At 71.8% G+C, this 19,515-nt stretch carries 18 protein-coding genes; 5 read left to right on the top strand and 13 right to left on the bottom strand.

Annotation, left to right across the window (positions count from 1 at the left end; genetic code table 11):
• Window positions 1-42: 42 nt before the first annotated feature.
• From ACIPTO_RS35680 to ACIPTO_RS35665, 4 genes are all read right to left on the bottom strand, one after another.
• Window positions 43-1,224, bottom strand: coding sequence for an SPFH domain-containing protein (locus tag ACIPTO_RS35680; protein WP_401198976.1), 1,182 nt, complete (start codon window positions 1,222-1,224; stop codon window positions 43-45).
• Between the two features lie 10 nt (window positions 1,225-1,234).
• Entirely contained in the window at window positions 1,235-1,486 is a 252-nt protein-coding gene (locus ACIPTO_RS35675) for a hypothetical protein (protein WP_366320320.1), read from the bottom strand.
• A 119-nt stretch (window positions 1,487-1,605) separates the two neighbouring features.
• Window positions 1,606-2,847, bottom strand: coding sequence for an ROK family protein (locus tag ACIPTO_RS35670; RefSeq protein ID WP_366320322.1), 1,242 nt, complete (start codon window positions 2,845-2,847; stop codon window positions 1,606-1,608).
• Window positions 2,848-2,962: 115 nt separating this feature from the next.
• The gene (locus ACIPTO_RS35665; protein WP_401198974.1) at window positions 2,963-3,604 is read right to left on the bottom strand and encodes an alpha-ketoglutarate-dependent dioxygenase AlkB family protein; all 642 of its coding nucleotides are present in this window, start codon (window positions 3,602-3,604) and stop codon (window positions 2,963-2,965) included.
• Between the two features lie 77 nt (window positions 3,605-3,681).
• Here ACIPTO_RS35665 and ACIPTO_RS35660 point away from each other — a divergent pair, with 77 nt between their 5' ends.
• Window positions 3,682-4,815 (top strand): methyltransferase, encoded by a 1,134-nt coding sequence (locus ACIPTO_RS35660; RefSeq protein ID WP_401199087.1) that lies wholly within the window; start codon window positions 3,682-3,684, stop codon window positions 4,813-4,815.
• Window positions 4,816-4,822: 7 nt separating this feature from the next.
• Here the strand turns inward: ACIPTO_RS35660 and ACIPTO_RS35655 are convergent, their stop codons facing one another.
• Window positions 4,823-5,671, bottom strand: coding sequence for a ketose-bisphosphate aldolase (locus ACIPTO_RS35655; RefSeq protein ID WP_401198972.1), 849 nt, complete (start codon window positions 5,669-5,671; stop codon window positions 4,823-4,825).
• A 232-nt stretch (window positions 5,672-5,903) separates the two neighbouring features.
• On the opposite strand from ACIPTO_RS35655, the gene ACIPTO_RS35650 reads away from it, so the two are divergent.
• Window positions 5,904-6,683, top strand: a complete 780-nt coding sequence (locus ACIPTO_RS35650) for a DeoR/GlpR family DNA-binding transcription regulator (protein ID WP_401198970.1) — start codon at window positions 5,904-5,906, stop codon at window positions 6,681-6,683.
• 25 nt (window positions 6,684-6,708) lie between these two features.
• Here the strand turns inward: ACIPTO_RS35650 and ACIPTO_RS35645 are convergent, their stop codons facing one another.
• From ACIPTO_RS35645 to ACIPTO_RS35630, 4 genes are all read right to left on the bottom strand, one after another.
• The gene (locus tag ACIPTO_RS35645) at window positions 6,709-7,299 is read right to left on the bottom strand and encodes a dihydrofolate reductase family protein (RefSeq protein WP_401198968.1); all 591 of its coding nucleotides are present in this window, start codon (window positions 7,297-7,299) and stop codon (window positions 6,709-6,711) included.
• 49 nt (window positions 7,300-7,348) lie between these two features.
• The gene (locus ACIPTO_RS35640; RefSeq protein WP_401198966.1) at window positions 7,349-7,801 is read right to left on the bottom strand and encodes a phospholipase; all 453 of its coding nucleotides are present in this window, start codon (window positions 7,799-7,801) and stop codon (window positions 7,349-7,351) included.
• A 240-nt stretch (window positions 7,802-8,041) separates the two neighbouring features.
• Window positions 8,042-8,809, bottom strand: coding sequence for a TIGR03943 family putative permease subunit (locus ACIPTO_RS35635; RefSeq protein WP_401198964.1), 768 nt, complete (start codon window positions 8,807-8,809; stop codon window positions 8,042-8,044).
• On the bottom strand, window positions 8,806-9,849 hold the full coding sequence (locus ACIPTO_RS35630) for a permease (protein ID WP_401198962.1): 1,044 nt from the start codon (window positions 9,847-9,849) through the stop codon (window positions 8,806-8,808). The genes ACIPTO_RS35635 and ACIPTO_RS35630 overlap by 4 nt, the downstream gene beginning before the upstream one ends.
• 117 nt (window positions 9,850-9,966) lie before the next feature.
• Between ACIPTO_RS35630 and ACIPTO_RS35625 the strand changes: the two genes are divergently transcribed.
• Window positions 9,967-10,824 carry a PhzF family phenazine biosynthesis protein gene (locus ACIPTO_RS35625; RefSeq protein WP_401198960.1) on the top strand — a complete coding sequence of 286 codons (858 nt, stop codon included), beginning with the start codon at window positions 9,967-9,969 and terminating at the stop codon, window positions 10,822-10,824.
• Window positions 10,825-10,922: 98 nt separating this feature from the next.
• Window positions 10,923-11,396: a DUF5990 family protein gene (locus ACIPTO_RS35620; protein ID WP_366320340.1), complete on the top strand. Its 474-nt coding sequence runs from the start codon at window positions 10,923-10,925 to the stop codon at window positions 11,394-11,396.
• A gap of 7 nt (window positions 11,397-11,403) precedes the next feature.
• Here the strand turns inward: ACIPTO_RS35620 and ACIPTO_RS35615 are convergent, their stop codons facing one another.
• The 3 genes from ACIPTO_RS35615 to ACIPTO_RS35605 all read right to left on the bottom strand — a co-directional run bounded on the left by ACIPTO_RS35615 (window position 11,404) and on the right by ACIPTO_RS35605 (window position 17,049).
• Window positions 11,404-13,134: an LCP family protein gene (locus tag ACIPTO_RS35615; protein WP_366320342.1), complete on the bottom strand. Its 1,731-nt coding sequence runs from the start codon at window positions 13,132-13,134 to the stop codon at window positions 11,404-11,406.
• Window positions 13,135-13,316: 182 nt separating this feature from the next.
• Window positions 13,317-15,071 (bottom strand): hypothetical protein, encoded by a 1,755-nt coding sequence (locus ACIPTO_RS35610; protein ID WP_401198957.1) that lies wholly within the window; start codon window positions 15,069-15,071, stop codon window positions 13,317-13,319.
• A 211-nt stretch (window positions 15,072-15,282) separates the two neighbouring features.
• Window positions 15,283-17,049, bottom strand: coding sequence for an esterase (locus ACIPTO_RS35605; protein WP_401198955.1), 1,767 nt, complete (start codon window positions 17,047-17,049; stop codon window positions 15,283-15,285).
• A gap of 360 nt (window positions 17,050-17,409) precedes the next feature.
• Here ACIPTO_RS35605 and ACIPTO_RS35600 point away from each other — a divergent pair, with 360 nt between their 5' ends.
• Window positions 17,410-18,360 carry a serine protein kinase RIO gene (locus ACIPTO_RS35600; RefSeq protein WP_401198953.1) on the top strand — a complete coding sequence of 317 codons (951 nt, stop codon included), beginning with the start codon at window positions 17,410-17,412 and terminating at the stop codon, window positions 18,358-18,360.
• A gap of 161 nt (window positions 18,361-18,521) precedes the next feature.
• Here the strand turns inward: ACIPTO_RS35600 and ACIPTO_RS35595 are convergent, their stop codons facing one another.
• Window positions 18,522-19,397, bottom strand: coding sequence for a PhzF family phenazine biosynthesis protein (locus ACIPTO_RS35595; RefSeq protein WP_401198951.1), 876 nt, complete (start codon window positions 19,395-19,397; stop codon window positions 18,522-18,524).
• Window positions 19,398-19,515 lie beyond the last annotated feature (118 nt).

Raw genomic sequence — 19,515 nt, 5'->3', positions numbered from 1 at the left:
CGGACCGACGACGCACACCGCACCGGACACCCAGCGGAGCGCTCAGTCCAGGTCGACCGGCCCGTCGTTCTTCTTCTCGTCCTTCTTGGACTGCAGCTGGAGCAGGTTCTTGACCTCGTCACCGGGCCGACGCCCGTCCGGGTCCGCCCCGCTCAGGTTCCCCCGCACCGAGTCGAGGATCGTCAGCCCCTGCGAGACCAGGCCGGCCGCGATCTCACCCAGCCCGTCGGCCCCGTTGAGGACATTGACGTTGGCCCCCGCGAGACCCCCCGCCGCTTCCTTGACGATCTGCGGAAGCTGGTCGATGAGCATCCGGTCCAGCGCGACACGGTCGTACGACGCCGCCGCCTCCGCCTGGATCTTCATCCGGTCCGCCTCGGCGATGGCGAGCAGCTTGATCCGCTGAGCCTCCGCCTCGGCCGGCTTCACGATCTCGGCGACCAGCTGCTGCTGGCGCAATTCGGCCTGCCGCTGGGCCAGTTCGGTCTGCGCGGCCAGCACCTCCTGCTGGGCGTGGGCCTGCGCGAGCGGCCCGGCCTGGGCGGCCTGCGCCTGCGCGCGGTCGACCTCGGCCGAGTACTCGGCCTTGACGACCGCGGTCTGCCGCGCGTACTCCGCCTGGTTGCGGGCCGCGACCTGCTCGGCCTCGACGGACGCCTGGGTGGCCTGCGCCTGCGCGATCTGGGCCTGCCGCTGGATGGCCGCCTTGTGGGGTGCCGACATGGCCTCGATGTAGCCGACATCGCCGTCGTCGATCGACTGGATCTGGAGCGAGTCGACGATCAGCCCGATCTTGGCCATCTCGACCTTCGAGGTGTCCAGCACCTCGGCGGCGAGCTTCTGCCGCTCCGTGACGATCTCCTCGACCGTCATCGAGCCGACGATGGCCCGCAGGTGACCGGCGAAGATACGGCCGGTCAGCACCGACATCTGGTCCTGGTCGGAGAGGAAGCGCTGGCCCGCGTTGATGATGCTCTCGGTGTCGTTGCCGACCTTGAACGCGATCACGGCGCGGACGTGCAGCGCGATGCCCTGCCGGGTCACACAGGTCTCGGTGACCTCGGCCTCGCACATCGACAGCGTGAGGAAGCGGGTCTTGCGGAAGATCGGCAGCACGAACTTTCCGTGCCCTGTGACCACTCGGAACGGCGCGCCCCCCAGTCCCCGCCTGCCACCCGAGATCAGCATCGCCTCGTCGGGGGCGGGAACGCGGTAACCGAACATGTCTTGCTCCTCACTCTGCGCCGACGGGTTCGCCGCCCAGCGCGTCCAATGGATCCGCCCACTCGATGACATGCACGGCACGCCGTCCACGGGACTCGATCACGAGCACCGTGGCCCCCGTGGGCAGGGGATCATCCGACCAGGCCAGGAAGGTCTCGGAGCCGCCTCGGACCCGCACGAGGATCTCGCCGGGGCCCGCACTTCCCCGGGTCTCGATGATCACCTCTCCCGTGCATCCGATCACGGCCTCGTCCTGCGGCATCACCGGCCGCCTCCATCCTCTGGCCTTAGGTTTCCGACGATAGACCCACTGGGGTCACGGACCCAACGGGCCCGCCACAGACCTTTTCCACGGCGTCCGGGGGGCGGCTGCGCGCACGGTCAGGACAGGGCGGCCAGCGGGTCGTCGAGGACCGGCTGCCACGCCAACTCGGCCGCTCCGACGAGGCTGTTGTGATCCAGGGTGCAGGCCAGGATCGGCACGCCCCCGCTCTGCCCCCACAGGCTCCGGTCGGCGACGACCGCGCGCAGCCGGTCCGGGTCGGCGTCCAGGAGCGTACGGTGCAGTCCGCCGAGGATGATCCGGTCCGGGTTGAGGATGTTCACCAGCCCGGCCAGCCCCAGTCCGAGCCGGTCGATCAGCGCCTCGGCGGCCTCCCGGACGGACGGGTCGTCGTAGTGTCCGCGGATCAGTTCGTTCGACTGCTGGAGGAGGGACACCTCGGGGCCCGGCTCGCGACGCGCGGCCGTGAGGAAGGCGAGCGGGTCCGCCTCGACGTCGAGACAGCCGCGGCTGCCGCAGTGGCAGGGGCGGCCCTCGGGGTTCACGGTGAGGTGTCCGACCTCCAGCGCGAGGCCCGAACTCCCGGTGTGCAGACGCCCGTCGAGCACCAGCGCGCCGCCGACGCCCCGGTGCCCGGTGGCCACGCACAGCAGGTCACGGGCGCCCCGGCCCGCGCCGTGCCGGTGCTCGGCGAGGGCGGCGAGGTTGACGTCGTTGCCCGCGAACGCCGGTCCCGTGAGCCCGGCGGCGCGCACGCACTCGGCGAAGATCCGCCGTACGGGCGCGCCCGCGGGCCAGGCCAGGTGGAGGGGGTTCAGGGCCAGCCCGTCGGGCTCGGCGACGGCGGACGGTACGGCGAGTCCGGCGCCCACGCAGCGCCGGCCGGTCTCGCGCAGCAGATCGGCGCCGGCCTGGACGACCGAGCCGAGCACCTTCGCCGGGTCGGCGTCCACGGCCTCGCAGCCGGGCGCGGTCGCGACGATCCGGCCGCCGAGCCCGACCAGCGCGGCGCGGAAGCCGTCGGCGTGCACCTGCGCGGCGAGCACGACGGGGCCGTCCTCCGCCAGGGCGAGCCGGTGCGAGGGGCGGCCCTGCGAACCGGCCGCGGCGCCGGGCCTGGCGTCGACCCTGATCAGGCCCAGCGCCTCCAGTTCGGCGGCCACCGCGCCGGCCGTCGCCCTGGTCACGCCGAGTTCGGCGGTGAGGACGGCGCGGGTGGGGGCGCGGCCGGTGTGCACGAGCTCCAGCGCGGGGCCGAGGGCGCCACGGCCCCGGTCCAGTCGCGCTCTTGAGGTGGTCCCATCCCCCGCCGGCCGGGGGTCCGCCTTGCCGCCGCTCATGAGGGCGAGTCTCCCATGATCCGCAGAGGTGATGACCCTGAGTGCCACACCGTCCGCTCAGGGTCGTGCTCACGGTGCCGGCCGGCGGCGGCCGGTCGCACGGTGCCCCGCGCCTCTAGAAGCCGCTCACCCTGAGGGTGACGTTCAGCCTGCCCTTCAGGCCCAACTCCCCTGGCGCCGTGCCCTCGTGGACCTTCGGCACCCCGTGGTACGCCAGCCTGGACGCGCCCCCGAAGACGAACAGGTCTCCGCTCCTCAACTCCACGTCCGTGTAGGGCTTCGTGCGGGTCTCGGGGTTGCCGAAGCGGAACACGCAGGTGTCGCCGAGGCTGAGCGAGACGACGGGCGCGTCCGAACGCTCGTCGGCGTCGCGGTGCATGCCCATACGGGCGGCACCGTCGTAGAAGTTGATGAGGGCGATGTCGTACGACGCCGTCGGCGTCCCCAGTGCGTCGGTGACCGCTCGCCGCGCGAGGTCGTCGAGCCAGGCCGGGAAGGGTTTCACCGGGGTGCCGTCGCCGTCGGTGACCGTGCGGGCGTAGGCGTACGGGTACCAGTGCCAGCCGAGGCAGACCTGGCGGGCGGTCATCGTGCCGCCGCCGGGGGTACGGACCGTGCGCAGACCTGCAGGGGGCCTGGCCCACTCCCGGCAGGCCGTCAGGAGGTCGCGCTGCCGGCCGGGGTCCAGCCAGTCCGGAACGTGCACCGCGTCCGGCGCGATCTCCGTGCGGGTCCGCGAAAAGAGCTCGGCGTCCATGGCTCCATCCTGCCCCGACCGGCCGTGAGCTGGGACTCGGTTAGCCTTGGCGCACGATGGACGACCGTATCGACCGAATGACGACTCCGTGGGGCGAGCGCGCCCTGTCCCGCTTCCCCGAGGATCCCCGCGACCGGCTGCGCGCCTGGGACGCCTCCGACGAATACCTTCTGCGGCGGCTCGCGGAAGAGGACACCCCGCCGTCCGGGACGGTCGTGATCGTCGGCGACCGCTGGGGCGCCCTGGCAACGGCGCTCGCGGAGCACCGCCCGGTGCAGATCACCGACTCGTTCCTCGCCCAGGTGGCGACGAGGGCGAACCTCGCCCGCAACGGCGTCGACGCGGATTCGGTACGGCTGCTCACGACCCAGGATCCGCCGCCCGAGCGGGTGGACGTGCTGCTGGTCCGGGTGCCGAAGAGCCTCGCGCTGCTGGAGGACCAGTTGCTGCGGCTGGCGCCGGGGGTGCACGCGGACACGCTGGTCATGGGCACCGGCATGGTGAAGGAGATCCACACCTCCACGCTGAAGCTGTTCGAGCGGATCCTCGGCCCGACCCGGACCTCGCTGGCCGAGAAGAAGGCCCGGCTGATCCACTGCACGCCCCGGCCGTCGGCGTCCCGCGCCGTCAACCCCTGGCCGCACAGCTACGCCCTGCCCGACGGCATCGGCCCGGTCTCGGGACGGACCGTGGTCAACCACGCGGGCGTGTTCTGTGCCGAGCGCCTCGACATCGGCACCCGTTTCTTCCTCCAGCACCTGCCCGCGGACCGCGGACCGCGCCGGGTGGTGGACCTCGGGTGCGGCAACGGTGTCGTCGGTACGGCGGTGTCGCTGGCCGACCCGGAGGCCGACGTCCTGTTCGTGGACGAGTCGTTCCAGGCCGTGGCCTCGGCGGAGGCCACGTACAAGGCCAACGGGGTGCCGGGGCAGGCCGAGTTCAGGATCGGGGACGGCATGGCCGGGGTGCCGGCCGACAGTGTGGACCTCGTGCTGAACAATCCGCCGTTCCACTCCCACCAGGCGACGACGGACGCGACGGCCTGGCGGATGTTCTCGGGCGCCCGGCGCGCGCTGCGGCCCGGCGGTGAGCTGTGGGTGGTCGGCAACCGCCATCTCGCCTACCACGTGAAGCTGAAGCGGCTGTTCGGCAACAGTCAACTCGTGGCCAGCGACGCCAAGTTCGTGGTCCTGAAGGCCGTGAAGAGGTAGCGGGTCCTCAGCCGAGCAGCGCGATGATCCGGGACACCGCCCCGACCATCGCCTCCCGGCCCACGCTCAGGTACTTGCGGGAGTCGACCGCCTCGGGGTGCGCCGCGAGGAAGGTGCGGATGGCGCCGGTCATCGCCTGGTTGAGGGCGGTGCCCACGTTGACCTTGGTGATGCCGCCGGCGACGGCCGCGGTCAGTTCGCCGTCGGGGACGCCCGAGGAGCCGTGCAGGACGAGCGGGACCTCCGCGGTGGCGGCGAGCCGCTTGAGGAGATCGTGGTCGAGGGTGGCCGTGCGGGTGGTCATGGCGTGCGAGCTGCCGATGGCCACGGCGAGCGCGTCCACGCCGGAGTCGGCGACGAAGGCGCGGGCCTGGGCGGGCTCGGTGCGGGCGCCGGACGCGTGCGCGTCGAGGGGCGGCTCTCCGTTCTTGCCGCCGACCTCGCCCAACTCGGCCTCGATCCACAGCCCTTGGGCGTGTGCCCAGTCGGCGGCGGCACGGGTCGCGGCGAGGTTCTCGGCGTAGGGCAGGCGGGCCGCGTCGTACATGACGGAGCTGAATCCGGCACCGGGCGCCTGCCGCAGCAGGTCGTCGCTCTGGACGTGGTCGAGGTGCAACGCGACGGGCACGGCGGCCCGTTCGGCGGCGGCGACGGCCGCGCGGGCGAGCGGGAGGAGGCGGCCGTAGCGGAACTTGACGGCGTTCTCGCTGACTTGGAGGACGACGGGCGCCCGCGCGGACTCGGCGCCGGCTATGACGGCCTCGACGTGTTCCAGCGTGATGATGTTGAAGGCGGCGACGGCGGAGCGGGTGGCGGCGGCGCGGCTGACGAGTTCGCCGGTGGTGACGAGGGGCACGGCCTGTCCTTTCCTGGCCTGGGATGCCGGGAGTTCGGGCGTCAGGGGGAGAGGATCACCGAGCGGGTGAGGTGGCGCGGCCGGTCAGCTCGTCCTCGACGTACGTCATGGCGCACCCCTCCCCGTTTATGATTGTTGCTGCAAGATATAGCGAGCTTTCAAGCACAATCAAGCATGCGGACCAAGAGGCTGTGCGCTAGGGTCGCGGAGGATCGAGGAACGGAGAGTGCGGATGTCGCGCGACGCCCGCTGGAAGGCGCTGCTGGACCTGCTCGTCGAGCGCGGTCGGCTGGACGTCGAGGAGGCCGCGGCCGACCTCGCGGTGTCGGCGGCGACGATCCGCCGCGACTTCGACCAGCTCGCCGAACAGCAGATGCTGGTGCGCACCCGGGGCGGCGCCGTCGTGCACGGAGTGTCGTACGAACTGCCGTTGCGGTACAAGACCGCCCGGCACGCCTCGGAGAAGCAGCGCATCGCCAAGGCGGTGGCCGAACTCGTCGCGCCCGGCGAGGCGGTGGGCCTGACCGGTGGCACGACGACCACGGAGGTGGCCCGCGCGCTGGCCGTCCGCAGTGACCTCACCTCCGGCACGCCCGCGCTGACGGTCGTGACGAACGCGCTGAACATCGCCAACGAGCTGGCCGTACGGCCCCAGTTCAAGATCGTGCTGACGGGCGGGGTCGCGCGCCCGCAGTCGTACGAACTCGTCGGTCCCCTCGCGGACGGGGTGCTCTCGCAGATCACCGTCGACGTGGCCGTGCTCGGTGTGGTCGCCTTCGACGTGGCGCACGGCGCTGCGGCCCACGACGAGGCGGAGGCCGCGATCAACCGGCTGCTGTGCGAGCGGGCCGAGCGGGTCGTCGTCGCGGCCGACTCCAGCAAACTCGGGCAGCGGGCATTCGCCCGGATCTGCCCGGCCGAGTCGGTGAACACGCTGGTGACGGACACGGCGGCGGAGCCGGAGACGGTACGGCGGTTCGAGGACGCGGGGGTGCGGGTCGTCGTCGTGTGACGAGCGCACCGCACCGATCGCCTCGTCAGGGCCTGGCCAGCACCTCGAAGCGCAGGTGGGTGATGTCCGGCGACTCGCGCGACCAGAGCCGGCGGAGTTCGACGGGACCGCCGAGGTGGTCGAAGAGCCGCTTGCCCGCGCCCAGCAGCACCGGGACGAGCATGATGTGCACCTCGTCCAACAGACCTGCGTTCAGGGCCTGTTGGGCAACGGCCGCACCGTGGACCCCGACGGTCCGGCCATGGGCGGTCGCCTTGGCGCGGGCCACCGCGGACTCGATGCCGTCGGTGACGAAGGTGAACACGTCGGGGGCGACGACGTCCGCCGGGTCGGGGGCGTGGTGGGTGAGCACGACGCAGGGGACCTTCCCCACCGGCCCTCCGTCGCCCCAGCCGCCCTCGCCCTCGCTGATGTCGTAGGAGTGGCGGCCCATGAGGACGGCGCCGATTTCGTCCGCCATCTCGGCGAGGACCTTCGCGTCGGCGTCGTCCATGTCCCGCACCCACTGGTGCAGGCGGTCGCCGCCGATGCCGAGGGGATGGGCGCGGGTGTCGTCCGGGCCGGTGATGAACCCGTCCAGGGACATGGACATTCCTGAGATCACTTTGTCGGTCATGTCAGGTAGACCTCCCGCGCCCTCCGAACTCATCGGTCGTCGCGGTCCGTCAGCCGAAGACCTTCACGGCCTGGTAGTACGTCCACGCCGTGCTGTTGCAGGCGGTCGCGGTGGCGCCGCCGTAGCCGGCGCAGACGCGCTTGAGATCCTCGTAGAAGGCGCTGTCCAGCCGGGACTTGTTGGCGTCGAAGGCGTTCGCGGCCTTGTAGTTGCGGTAGCCGAAGTCGTGGCGGGCGCAGGAGGTGGCGAAGGGGAAGCCGAAGGGGTTGTCGGGTGAGTCGGAGCAGTAGTCGGTGGACCAGTCGAACCCGTAGGCGGACCAGGCGCCCTGGTTGGCGCGGGCCGCGGCCCAGAGGTTGTAGCTCGACGCGCTGGTCTGCGTCCAGTTGGAGAGGATCTGGGGCTTGTCGGCGGGAGCGGCGTCGGCGGCGGTCGCGGTGGCGACGACGGCTGCCAGGGCCAGGGTCGAGGCGGCTAGTCCGGTGGCGAGTCTGCGGTGCATCCAACACCTCCATGAGACCGCGATCCGCTCGTCGGATCACAGGTTCATGACAAGAGCATCGGCATGTGGACCCCCTCTTCACACCACAGGTGCCCGAATGACCCGTTAACTCTCGGACGTGCCAGGCGATCGGAACGTGAACCCGGCGAGCGGGTCCGGTGCGGGGCCGGTGCGGAGACCGGCAGCAGGGTCGCCCGACTCCCCTGCTGCCGAGCGGAGTTCACCTCCGCACGCCCCTTCTCAGGACGGCGTCAGCGGCAGGTCGTCCGTGAAGGCGTTGACCGGCTGGGCGATGTTCCGGGTGGCGTGGACGTCGAGGGCCGCCGCCGCGGTGCGCGTTCCGAGCGAACCCTGCGTGTGCCAGGTTCCGGTGACGGCCAGCCAGGTGTTGGCGGGCGGGGCCGGGGTGCCGTACATGCGGACCTTGACGGTCTGGGCGTCCGCCGCGCAGCAGGTGAAGATGATCCGGGTCAGGTCCCAGCCGCCGCCCCTGACCGGTGTCGCGAACCCGGTCATCTCGACGCTGCGGCCCTTGATGGCCAGCTCCTTGTCCTGCTGGACCCGGGTGGTGAAGTCCGTGAGGGTCATCGGCAGGGGTGAGGTCGCGGGCAGGGCGGCGAACCCCTTCTGCTTCTTGACGGTCTCGCTGCCCGCGTGGGAGGCCGTGTAGGCGCCGAGGGCGGGTGGCGCGTAGAAGAGGAGGCTGAGCGCGGGGAGGAAGAGGAGCCAGGCGATGCGGGGAGCGGTGGAGTGGTCGTGGCCGTGATCGTGTCCGTGGCCGTGTCCGTCCGCATCGCCGTGGCCGTGGTCGTGGTCCTCCGTCTTCGCGGGGCCTCGGTCGAGCATCGCGTGTGCCAGGCCCAGGAGCAGGAGGAGGACGCCGGAGATGATCAGGAGCGGGCGGAGGCCCTCCTTGACGTAGCGCAGGTAGAGATCGGTGAAGAGGGCGGTGTGCAGGAGGCCCAGGCCGGTGAGGACCAGGAGGAGTACTTGCGCGGCGCGCTTCACAGCAGGGCGCCTCCGATCAGGACGCTGGCGGCCACGGCCACCACGGTGGTCGCGGTGGAGAAGCGCACGGCGAACGCCCGGCCGAAGGTGCCCGCCTGAAGGGCGATCAGCTTCAGGTCGACCATCGGGCCCACGACCATGAAGGCCAGCCGGGCGGTGGGCGAGAAGCCGGTGAGCGAGGCGGCGACGAACGCGTCGGCCTCCGAGCAGACCGCGAGGACCACGGCGAGACCGGCCAGGAACAGCACGGACAGCCAGGGCGAGCCGGAGAAGGTGTCGAGGACGGAGCGCGGGACGGTCACGTTGAAGGTGGCCGCGGCCATGGCGCCCAGCACGAGGAAGCCGCCGGCGTGCAGGAAGTCGTGCTGGAAGCCGAGCCGGAACTCGGTGAAGCGGCTGTGGCCGGACCGGTGTCCGGTGTGCCGTACGACGGGCCGCAGCCATTCCTCGCGCCCCAGCCAGAGCCAGAGCCAGCCCATGACGGCGGCGGTGGCGAGCGAGGCGAGCAGCCGGGCCAGCACCATGGCGGGGCTGCCCGGGAAGGCGACGGCGGTGGCGGTCAGCACGATCGGGTTGATCGCGGGCGCCGAGAGCAGGAACGCGAACGCGGCGGCCGGGGTGACCCCGCGCCGGATCAGGCTGTTGGCGACCGGCACGGACGCGCATTCACAGCCGGGCAGGACCGCGCCCGCGACCCCGGCGACCGGCACGGCGAGCGCCGGGTGCCTGGGCAGCACCTTGGTGAACAGGTCCGCCGGGACGAAGGCGTTGATGGCCCCGGACAGGGCGGTGCCCAGCAGCAGGAAGGGCAGCGCCTGCACGGTGATGGCCAGGCAGACCGTCCGCCAGGCCGCCACGGCGGGGTCGTTCAGCCAGGGCGTCTCCGACAGGACGAGGACGGCCGCGGCCAGGGCGAGCGCGGTCACGACCGCCGTTGCCGGCGGGGGCCTGCGGAGAAGGCGGCGCCGTCGCCCGGGTGCGTGGACGGCGGCCGGGAACACCGCCTCCGTCACATCAAGCAGCTCATCCGTTTTTGGCATTTTTGCTCCGAATGTCTGATGTTGTGACCGAACATAGCGAGGAGTACGGCCGCTGCCGCGCCCACACGCCGTCAGGAGCACAGGTCGGGCCGCGGGGTTCGGGCGTACGGTTCCGGTGTGATCAGCCGACTGCCCGTCACGATCGTCCGCGCGTGTCTGCGGGAGGGCCGGGGCGGGAGCCCGACCGCGGTGCTGGACGAGACGGCGCTGAGCGACGCCGAACGGCGCCGGGTGCCGGTCCTCGCCGGGACCTCGCACGCCGTCTTCGTCGCCCGACGCGGACCGGCCGTGTCCCTGCGCTTCTTCACCGCCGAGGGCGAACTGCCCGCGTGCGGCCACGGCACGGTCGCCGCGCTCGCGTTCCTCGCCGAGCGGGCCGGCGGCACGGAGTACCGGGGCGCGCTGCGGGCGGCGGGGCGCGAGTTCGCGGGCCGGGCGATACGCGAGGACGCGCTCTTCCAGGCCTCCTTCACCTCGGCGCCCGTCGAGTTGCGCGACCCGACCGTCGCCGAGTGCGGGCTCGTCCTCCCCGCGCTGGGCGTCACCCCGGACCGGTCCGCGCCCGGTGTCCGGGTCGCCTCGGTCGGACGGGCGCGCCTGCTGGTGCCGGTCGCGACGCGTTCCGCCCTCATGGCGCTCGCCCCGGACTCCGGCCGACTCGGCGCGGTCTGCGACCGGTTGGGGTTCCTCGGCTGTTACGTCTACTCGGTGCCGGCGCGCTCGGGCCGGATCGCGGCGCGCATGTTCGCGCCGTCCATCGGTGTCCCGGAGGACATCGCGAACGCCAACAGCACGGCCTGCCTCGCCGCCGACCTGGCCGGCCGGGGCGCCACCGCGATCACCGCGATCACCGTGGACATGGGCGACTCGCTCGGCGCTCCCGCCACGATCACCGCGTCGGCGCGGGGCGGTTCGGGGGTACGGCTGGGCGGTGCCGCGGAGATCGTGGGCGTGGACGTGGTCCGGCTGCCCTAGGCGGCTCCAGGACGGCCGCCTCCTCTTGATCGGCCAGGGGTGCGGAGGACGCCGAGGGTACGGAGAGTGCGGAGAGTGGGCGCGGCATGATGGGCCGCATGCGCATCCGTATCGACGCCGTCGAGCTGCCCGGCCGAACCTTTCCCGCCCCCGCCGACAAGCCCGTCGCGACGTACGACAACGTCCATGTCGCCGTGCAGCGCCGGGACCGGCCGGCCGAACTCCTCGACCCGCGGCCGGGGGACGCCCCGTCCGCGACCTGGACCCTGGAGTGCACCGCGGAGGCCACGCCGGACGGCATCGTGGTCACGGGCCCCTATGTGCAGCACCGGATGGGTCTGCGGTTCGTGTACCTGTCGTGGGGAACGGTCGACGCGGCCGGGGTCTTCACCATGTTCCGGCGCGCCAAGCTCATGCTGGACTCCGTGCCGGACGAGGTGCTGGCCGCCGCCGCGCCCGACGGGCTGCTGGTGGGGCGGCTCGGGCTGACCGACGCGAACGGCGGCCCGCTGTGCGCGCGGGTCGATCCCCCGCACATCACCTGGACCGCCGAGAGCGTCGTCAGGCCGTAGCCCCGGGTCAGTCGGCCGAGTCCTTCTTGTTGGTCGCCGCCTGGTACGCCTGGATCGGGGTCATCGGGACGCCGTTGAGACTGACCGTCTTGTACCGGCTGACCTTGGCGCAGGACTTCGACTGGTCGGCGGTGGCGGCCTGGGCGTTGGACGTGGCCGCCTTGGTGTCGGCGGGCGCCGGGGACGAGCCGCCGCCGGGGTACGTCGTACCGCTGGGCCAGTCCGTGCCGATCACCAGGGTGAGGCCGGTGCCGGTGCCCTGCTTGAGGTGCGAGGAGGCGAGGCCGATCGCCTTGGCCACCGTCTGCGCCTCGGCCTTCTGGCCGGAGCCGTAGGTGAGTGTGGTCGAGGTGGCGCTGACGGAGGCGTTGCCCGTGGTGGTGCCGGAGCTGAAGCCGCCGTCTATCAGCGAGGTCGCGACGGTGGACGCGCGCCCGCTGATGCTGGTGCCGTTCTCCACCGTCACGGCGATCTGCGCGGCGGGGACGGACGCGGCGGCGGTCGCGGTGGCCGCCGAGGACTTCTTGCCGGAGCCGGTGGTCAGCGACTGGTCGTTGGCGATCGTCGCGAACAGACTCTTGGCCGCCGCCGCGGGCACCACGCGGTCCGCGTTGCTCGGGTCGGCGCCGGTCTGCATCGTGGTGAACGTCATGCGCTTCGTCGGGACCTTGTCGAGGTCCGCGGCGAGCCCGATCAGCTTCTTGACGGTGCCGAGGCCCGTGTCCACGGTGAGCGCCTTGGTCGCCGCGTCGGCCAGGTTGTAGACCGCGGTCGGGTCGGTGAGCGTGCCCGCGCTCTTGAACTTGCGGATCATCGCGCTCAGGAACAGGTGCTGGGAGACGGTACGGCCGAGGTCGCTGCCGTCGCCGAAGCCGTGCCGGGAGCGGACGAACTCCAGCGCCGCGGTGCCCTTGAGGGTGTGGGTGCCCTTGGCGAGCTTCAGATGCGAGTAGGTGTCGTAGACGTCGGCGTCGACGCACACGGAGACACCGCCGACCGCGTCGGACATCTTCACCACGCCGGAGAAGTCCATCTGCACGAAGTGGTCGATGGTGATGCCGGTGAGCTGGTGGACGGTCTTGACCTGGCACTCCTGGCCGTACTGCAGTGCGCTGTTGATCTGGCCGTAGTAGCCGGCCGTCGACTGGCTGCTGTCCGGGTCCTTGCAGGCGGGGACCTGGGTCATGGTGTCGCGGGGGATGCTCATCACCGTGGCGTTCGAGCGGTCGGCGGAGATGTGGACCACCATCTCGACGTCCGCGTTGCCGTTGCCGGTCTGGACGCCGGTCGACGAGCAGCCGCCGCCCAGCTTGCAGTCGGTGGCGCTGCTGCGGGCGTCGCTGCCCATCACGAGGAGGTTGATCGGCGTGCGGCCGAAGGCGTCGGCCTTCTCCTTGCCGCCCGCGCCGTCGTCGATCGCGATGCTGTTGATGTTGCCGTTCAGGTGCTCGTAGAACCACCAGCCGCCGCCCGCTGTCACCAGGATCAGCGCGGACAGGGATATCGCGCTGATCTTCAGGACGCGCTTGCCCCGGGAGGTCGGCTTGGCGCGGCGGCGCGTGTCGGCGCGTCCGCGTGCGCGGGATCCGCCGCGCGGGGCCTGGCGGGCCGCGGCGCGGGTGGCGGCCCGGCCGCCGGTGGGCAGGGGCTCGTCGGTGTCGACCTCGCGCGGCCTGGGCACCCCTCGTGTGCGACTGCGCGTGGCGTGTCCCACGGGGCCGTCCCCGAGGTCGGTCATCTGGCACTCCCACAAAACGGTCGGGCCGGTCGGGCCGTCGAAGCTGCGGCCTGGGGCTCGCGGCCGTGTCGGGCGAGGCGGGGTTCCCGTCTCTCTTGCGTGGTTGCGCAATATAACAATCTCAGATGAGAACCTCGCAGGGCCTTTCTCATTTACGGGATATCCTTTTACGTCAAACTCGGTCAACTGAGCGGAATCCGTGCGGTGGTGATGGTCATCGGGGTACCGGTGACGGCGATCAGGTAGTAGTGCGGGTCCGACCCTCCGGGCGCCCGCCGCACACCGCCCGGGGGCCGTACGACGTAGGTCGCGGAGCCGTGTGCGGCGAGGGTGTGCGGGCCGTCGGAGGCGGTCCACCAGTCGGAGGCGCCCTGGCCGAGACGGCTGGCGAAGTGAGGGGTGAGCCGGGTGCCGGTGATGTTGACGACATGTACCGCGAGGCGCGTGATGTCCCGGTGGCCGGCCCGCTCCACGAAGCTCGGTGCGACCTTCATCCGCAACGGCGGCGCACTGGCCGCGGCGACCGTCGCGCACACCACGGCGGGTGCGACGAGCGCCGCCGCGAGGACGGCCCTGGCCCGGTGTCCGGTCAGGTGCGGGAGGCGGGGCTGCCATGCCGAGGTGAACGCTGCGGCGGGGACGGTGGCCGCCGCCGCGAGCCACAGCGGGGTCATCATCAGGAAGTAGCCGTCCTGGGACCGGGTGGCGAGGTAGAAGCTCAGCCAGGGCAGCACGGTGATCGCCGGGCCCAGCCGCCGCATGAAGAGCAGCGTGGCCGCGAGCAGGCCGAGCAGGAGCAGCACGCTGGCGTACGAGTAGTAGTCGAGGTGCCTGCTGCCCGCGGTGAAGTAGTACGAGATCCCCATGAGGCCCTGGCCGTGCAGGATCGCCTTCTGGGTGAGCGGGAGCAGCAGGCCGTGCAGCCAGGTGGGGAAGTCCTGGGTGGCGAAGAAGGCGTTGATCGCGGCCCAGGCGAGGGCGGCGGTGCCGGTGTAGCGGGCGACCACGCCCAGGGCGGCCCTGGGGCCGAGGTCGCCGCGGCGCACGGCGTAGAGGCCGACGAGCAGGAACGGCGTGAGGAACCAGGCGAGTTGCTGGGAGGCGCAGGCCGCGCCGAGGCAGAGGGCCCGGACCACTCCGGGCAGTGCGAGCCGGCCGCCGGCTCCGGTGTCGGTCCAGCGGACCACCACGGGGATCAGGAGGGCCAGGGCGAGGACGGCCGGATAGCCGGAGTAGGCGTAGCCCGGCAGGAAGCCGAAGCCGAGGCACACGGCGGTGGCGCCGGACCGCCAGGGGGCGGGCAGCAGCCGCCACAGCAGGACGGCGCCGCCGAGCAGCGCGGCGGTGGTGACGAGGGTGGCGGCGGCCGTCGAGTGGATCACCGCGTACACGGGGGCGGCGAGCAGCGCGGTCAGCGGCGGATAGCCGTACGTGTAGTCGGCGCCGCCCGACATGGTCTTCGTGATGCCAACCGAGGAGCTGTCGAAGAGCCACGGCCAGGGCTGGCCGTAGATCGGGTGTCCCCGCAGGATCTCGTGGGCGGCCTGGGCGGTGAGGACTCCCTCGTCGGTGCCCGCGTGGTCGAGCCAGTAGCCGCAGAGCACCAGGACGACGGCGAGCAGCAGGACGGCCGCGTCGACCCGGGTGAGGGCGCGGCGGGTGCGGGTGGTGAGGGCGAGGACGCCCGCGACGAGTATCCCGGCGTAGCAGACGGAGATGATTCCGGCGACGGGCGGATGGGAGGCCATCGCCCTCGTCCAGGCGTCGCGGGTGCCGATGAACAGGCTGATCGCGGCGACCAGTGTCATCCCCCGGTGCAACTGCTGCGGCGCGGCGGGGCCGGGTGCGGGCGGCCGGACCTGCGGCGGACCGGCCGTGGCGGGCGCGTCGCGCAGTCTCACCTGCGGGCCGGCGCCGGCACGGTGACCGTCATCCATGGCGTCCTTCTCCTCGCTCTCCTCGTTCCGCCCCCCGGGGCTCGGCAGTTCACGCCGGGGTCACCTCCACTACATGTCGTAGAGGTGAAAGGGGGCGGTGAGGTTCATCGGAGAGAGGGAAGAGCCGGGCAAGAAAACGGTGGCCGGAGGATCATGCCGGGCGCCTGAGCGAGGGGGTCGCTCAGGCGCCCGGCGGGGCCGGAGCGGCCGGTCAGTTCCTGACGACGGACTCGACCCAGGTGATGAAGTTCGCCGTCGGGTCGCCGGTGCGCTCGGCCATCGTGTGCGCCTCGGCCCACACGGTGGCGAAGTCGACGTCACGGACGCCGTAGTTCCGCAGCGCCAACGCGAGGTTGATCTCGGTGGTGTTGGCCGTGTCGCCCTGCATGATGCCGGTGCGGATGCGCCAGTGCCGTGCCACCCGCGACTGCCGGTAGCCGTCGAACGCGGGCGAGAGGAAGTACATCGGGTTGTACGCCTGCCCCCGCCAGGCCATGTCCTTGCCGACGCTGTCCTTCTTGGCGAAGTCGCTGTCGTACGCGGCGACGCCGTAGTCGGCGTTCCAGTCGGAGTAGGTGGCGTACGTCGTCTGGTTCGCCCTGACGACGTCGCGGGTGAGCGGCGCGAAGTGCGCCGGGAGGTTCAGTCCCATCGCGAAGACGCTGTTCTCGCCCTGTCCCCGGGCGTATCCGTCGAACGCGCCGACCGGCTTGTTCGCCGTCTTCTGGCTGCGCACGAAGCCTTCGAGGCCGGACACCGTCGCCGTGTTGGTCGTGGCGTCGTAAGTGACCCATGTACTGGCGGAGTTGAGGTACGCGATGTAGTCGTCGACCGTCTCGTACGTCGTCGAGGTCCCCGTCGAACCCGATCCGGGCGGGCCGCCCATCGTCGTGACGGTGTACGGGAAGGTGTTGTCCGACAGGAAGTTGTTCAACGAGGTGGTGATCACCCCGATCAGGTGGTCGTGGTAGCTGCCGGCCAGGTAGGTGCCGCTGCCGGACGGGGTCAGTTCCAGGCGCCTGCCGTGCTCGTCGCGCAGGCCCAGCCGGTTGACGTACGTGGGCCAGGCCTTCGCGAGGTCCGCCGAGTAGGCGCTGGTCCACGTGCTCGACGCGCGCGTGCCGGTCGACGCGAACTGGCCCATGTTCCACTCGTAGGACAGGTTGGCCTCGTGCAGGTCGGTGATCGGGCACCAGGCCATGACACCGGCGACCGCGTCGCTGAGGGGGCGGCCGTCCGCGTCCTCCATGGCGGCGCCGATCGTGCGCAGGTAGGGGTGGTAGAGGGGGCTGTCGCCCGACGTGCCCGCCACGGTGTCCTGGGCGCCGCCGCCGCTCATGCCGAACAGGACGATGTCGTCCGTGCTGCCGGGCAGGACACTCCGGTTGTACCGGAGGAACCGGACGGCGGCCTTGAGGTCGGTGACGCCCCAGGGGGCCGCGTCGGAGCGGGTGCTGGTCGAGCTGTCCCGGCCGCGCAGCCCCGGCCACACGTAGATGAGCCCGGCTTCCAGGTACTCCGACACGCTGTCGTAGCGGTACGAGGTGGCGGGCGCCTGCTGGGCGTAGCCGGGGGTGTTCACCGGGATCACGATCGGCGCCGTGCGTCCCGAGTACCGGCCGACCGTGCCCTTCGGGTCGGTCCTCGCGGTGTACGTGGTCCCGTCGCTGTTCGCGGTGGCCTTCAGATAGGCGCCCGGAACGTAGACCGACAGGTTCTCGTAGTCCGTCGCGGCCGGGTTCCCGACGTACACCTTCCCTATCTGGTAGTACACGTCGTTGGTCGCGTCGTACGACCACGCGGTCGGGTCGAACTCCAGCGAGTACGCCGCGGACGTGCTCGCGGAGCGGCTCGACGAACCGCCCGACGACGAGGTGGCGGCGAAGGCCGTGGCCGTCGCGCCCTCGGCGATTCCGAACGTGGCCAGGGCAGCGGCGCCCGTGACGCTCCGGATGACGGTTCTGCGGTTGATCTCCACCCGTGGACCTCCTTGTGCGGCGAGTTGCGTGGTCACAGCCGTCCTTGGGCACCGCCCCGGCGACGCCGCGGGCACATCGGGCTGTGCGGCTCGTACGAGTCCCAGACTGTAGGCCGGGATCATGAGCCGGCGCCGCACGATTGTTGACAATTTCGATGATAATTTTGTTAGAAGAAATCCGGATCCCGTCGGCCGACCGTCGGCGTTAATTCGGTTGTCGCTCCCGGTGTCCGGCCCTCACCATGGGCGGGACACCGGGAGCTGCCCGGTGCTCCACGAGAGGAGGCGCGACTGTGACCACGACTGTCGTCGGCATGCCCGTAGCCCGCCTTCCTCTCACCCCATGGAGCACCTCCAGCGATGTCTCGCGACGATCTCCCGCAGCACCCCGAGAACTCCCGACACCCGGCGTTTCCTGACGACTTCGGCACCTCGCCGCACCTCGGTGACCCACCGTCGGACGGCATGGACGACATCGACGACCGGTTCGTCTTCGACTTCCACGCGTACGACGACGACCTCGCCGACGGCCGGCGCTGGTCGACCTGGCTCAGCGTCGAACCCCTCAGCCGCGGCCCCGAGCCGCTCCCGGACTGGGTCGTGACCTCCCAGGGCGCGATCGACACCGAGCTGGGCGTCCTCAAGACCGGCAAGGAAGCCGACGTCCACCTCGTCGAGCGCGCCGACCCGCTCGACCCCGACGCCGGCGTGGTGATGGCCGCCAAGCGGTACCGCTCCTCCGAGCACCGGAGCTTCCACCGCGCCGCGTCCTACACCGAGGGCCGCTCGATGAAGCGCTCACGCGACGAGCGGGCGGTCAAGCGGAAGAGCACGTTCGGCCGTCAGGTCGCGGCCGGCGAGTGGGCGGTGTCCGAGTGGGCCGCGCTGGTGCGGTTCTGGAAACTCGGGCTGCCGGTCCCCTATCCGGTCCAGATCGACGGCACCGAGATCCTGATGGAGTGGATCACCGTCACCGACGAGGACGGCACCGTCCGGACCGCGCCCCGGCTCGCCCAGACCCGCCCCTCACCCGAGCTGCTGGCGTCCTACTTCGCCCAACTCACCGACGCGCTCGCGACGATGGTGCAGAACGGCATCGTGCACGGCGACCTCTCGGCGTACAACATCCTGGCGGCGGGCGACCGGCTGGTCGTCATCGACCTCCCGCAGATCGTCGACCTGGTCGGCAACCTCAACGGGATGAGCTTCCTCCAGCGCGACTGCGCCAACATCTGCGCCTGGTTCCGTTCCCGGGGCCTCGACGCCGACGAGGACGCCCTGTTCGGCGAACTGATGGCACACGCCTTCTGAAACACCGGGCGCGGTGGGCGCCGTGACGTGGCGGGGGGCCGGTGTCCGGCAGGGCGGTGGGGAGGGCCGGTGTCTCGAAGGGCGGTGGGGAGGGCCGGTTCCCGCCTCACCGCCCTGGCGCGGCGCGCCGCCGTGGCCGACCTTCCGCAGTCGCCGACCCGTCAGCCGATACGGGTCCCCGTGCCCCCGACACGGACGCGCGGGTCGCCGGCGCGCAGCGTCACGGTGAGTTCGCCGGGGCGGCCCAGGTCCTCACCCTGGTGCAGGGTGAGGACGGCGTCCTCGGGGACGAGGCCCAACTCCCGTACGTACGCCCCGAACGCGGCGGCAGCGGCACCGGTCGCCGGGTCCTCGACGACACCGCCGACGGGGAACGGGTCGCGGACATGGAAGACGGTGGCCGACTCCCGCCACACCAACTGGACGGTGGTCAGGTCCAGTTGGTGCATCAGCGCTTCGAGGCGCGCGAAGTCGTAGGCCAGATCGGCCAGTCGGGCGCGGGTCGCCACGGCGAGGACGAGATGGCGGGCTCCGGCGAAGGCGATGCGGGGCGGGAAGGCGGGGTCGAGGTCGGCCGCCGGCCAGTCGAGCGCGGCCAGGGCCTCCACGAGGTCGGCCTCCGCGACCTCCTCGACCTGCGGTTCCACGCTCGTGAGGGTGGCCCGCAGCGTCCCGTCCTCGTCGACCACCTCGACCGGTACGACACCCGCGCGGGTCGCGAACACCAGCTCCCCCGGCCCGACCCGCTCGGCGAGCGCAAGGGCGGTGGCGACGGTGGCGTGCCCGCAGAACGGCACCTCGGCCTTGGGACTGAAGTAACGGATGCCGTACGCGCGCCCCTCCTCGCCGCCGAGTCCCTCCGGCGGTGCGGTCAGGAACGCGGACTCCGAGTACCCGAGATCGGCGGCGATCGCCAACATGGCGCTGTCGTCAAGGGCGTTGGCGTCCAGGACCACGCCCGCGGGGTTGCCGCCGTCGGGGTCGCTGGAGAAGGCGGTGTAGCGCAGGATCTCGGGCCGCGGCGCGTTCGTCGTCATACCCGCCGCAACGTGGGACAGCTCGCGGCCATTCCCCGTGCGGGTGAGGTGAGCGGCGGTGATCCGGGCGGAGGCGGCGGCCGGATTCACGACCTGGCGGAGAAGTGACGGCTTCTGC

It is taken from the genome of Streptomyces sp. NPDC090083, assembly GCF_044747445.1.
Taxonomy (GTDB): Bacteria; Actinomycetota; Actinomycetes; order Streptomycetales; family Streptomycetaceae; genus Streptomyces.
The sequence above is the reverse complement of the archived record's forward strand: the minus strand, read 5'-3'. Positions and strand labels throughout refer to the sequence as shown.

Excerpts from the sequence above, each read along its gene's own strand:
- ACIPTO_RS35680 (WP_401198976.1), bottom strand. The coding sequence starts at position 1,224 with ATGTTCGGTTACCGCGTTCCCGCCCCCGACGAGGCGATGCTGATCTCG.
- ACIPTO_RS35675 (WP_366320320.1), bottom strand. The coding sequence starts at position 1,486 with ATGCCGCAGGACGAGGCCGTGATCGGATGCACGGGAGAGGTGATCATC.
- ACIPTO_RS35670 (WP_366320322.1), bottom strand. The coding sequence starts at position 2,847 with ATGAGCGGCGGCAAGGCGGACCCCCGGCCGGCGGGGGATGGGACCACC.
- ACIPTO_RS35665 (WP_401198974.1), bottom strand. The coding sequence starts at position 3,604 with ATGGACGCCGAGCTCTTTTCGCGGACCCGCACGGAGATCGCGCCGGAC.
- ACIPTO_RS35660 (WP_401199087.1), top strand. The coding sequence starts at position 3,682 with ATGACGACTCCGTGGGGCGAGCGCGCCCTGTCCCGCTTCCCCGAGGAT.
- ACIPTO_RS35650 (WP_401198970.1), top strand. The coding sequence starts at position 5,904 with ATGTCGCGCGACGCCCGCTGGAAGGCGCTGCTGGACCTGCTCGTCGAG.
- ACIPTO_RS35645 (WP_401198968.1), bottom strand. The coding sequence starts at position 7,299 with ATGACCGACAAAGTGATCTCAGGAATGTCCATGTCCCTGGACGGGTTC.
- ACIPTO_RS35640 (WP_401198966.1), bottom strand. The coding sequence starts at position 7,801 with ATGCACCGCAGACTCGCCACCGGACTAGCCGCCTCGACCCTGGCCCTG.
- ACIPTO_RS35630 (WP_401198962.1), bottom strand. The coding sequence starts at position 9,849 with ATGCCAAAAACGGATGAGCTGCTTGATGTGACGGAGGCGGTGTTCCCG.
- ACIPTO_RS35620 (WP_366320340.1), top strand. The coding sequence starts at position 10,923 with ATGCGCATCCGTATCGACGCCGTCGAGCTGCCCGGCCGAACCTTTCCC.
- ACIPTO_RS35615 (WP_366320342.1), bottom strand. The coding sequence starts at position 13,134 with ATGACCGACCTCGGGGACGGCCCCGTGGGACACGCCACGCGCAGTCGC.
- ACIPTO_RS35610 (WP_401198957.1), bottom strand. The coding sequence starts at position 15,071 with ATGGATGACGGTCACCGTGCCGGCGCCGGCCCGCAGGTGAGACTGCGC.
- ACIPTO_RS35600 (WP_401198953.1), top strand. The coding sequence starts at position 17,410 with ATGTCTCGCGACGATCTCCCGCAGCACCCCGAGAACTCCCGACACCCG.
- ACIPTO_RS35595 (WP_401198951.1), bottom strand. The coding sequence starts at position 19,397 with ATGACGACGAACGCGCCGCGGCCCGAGATCCTGCGCTACACCGCCTTC.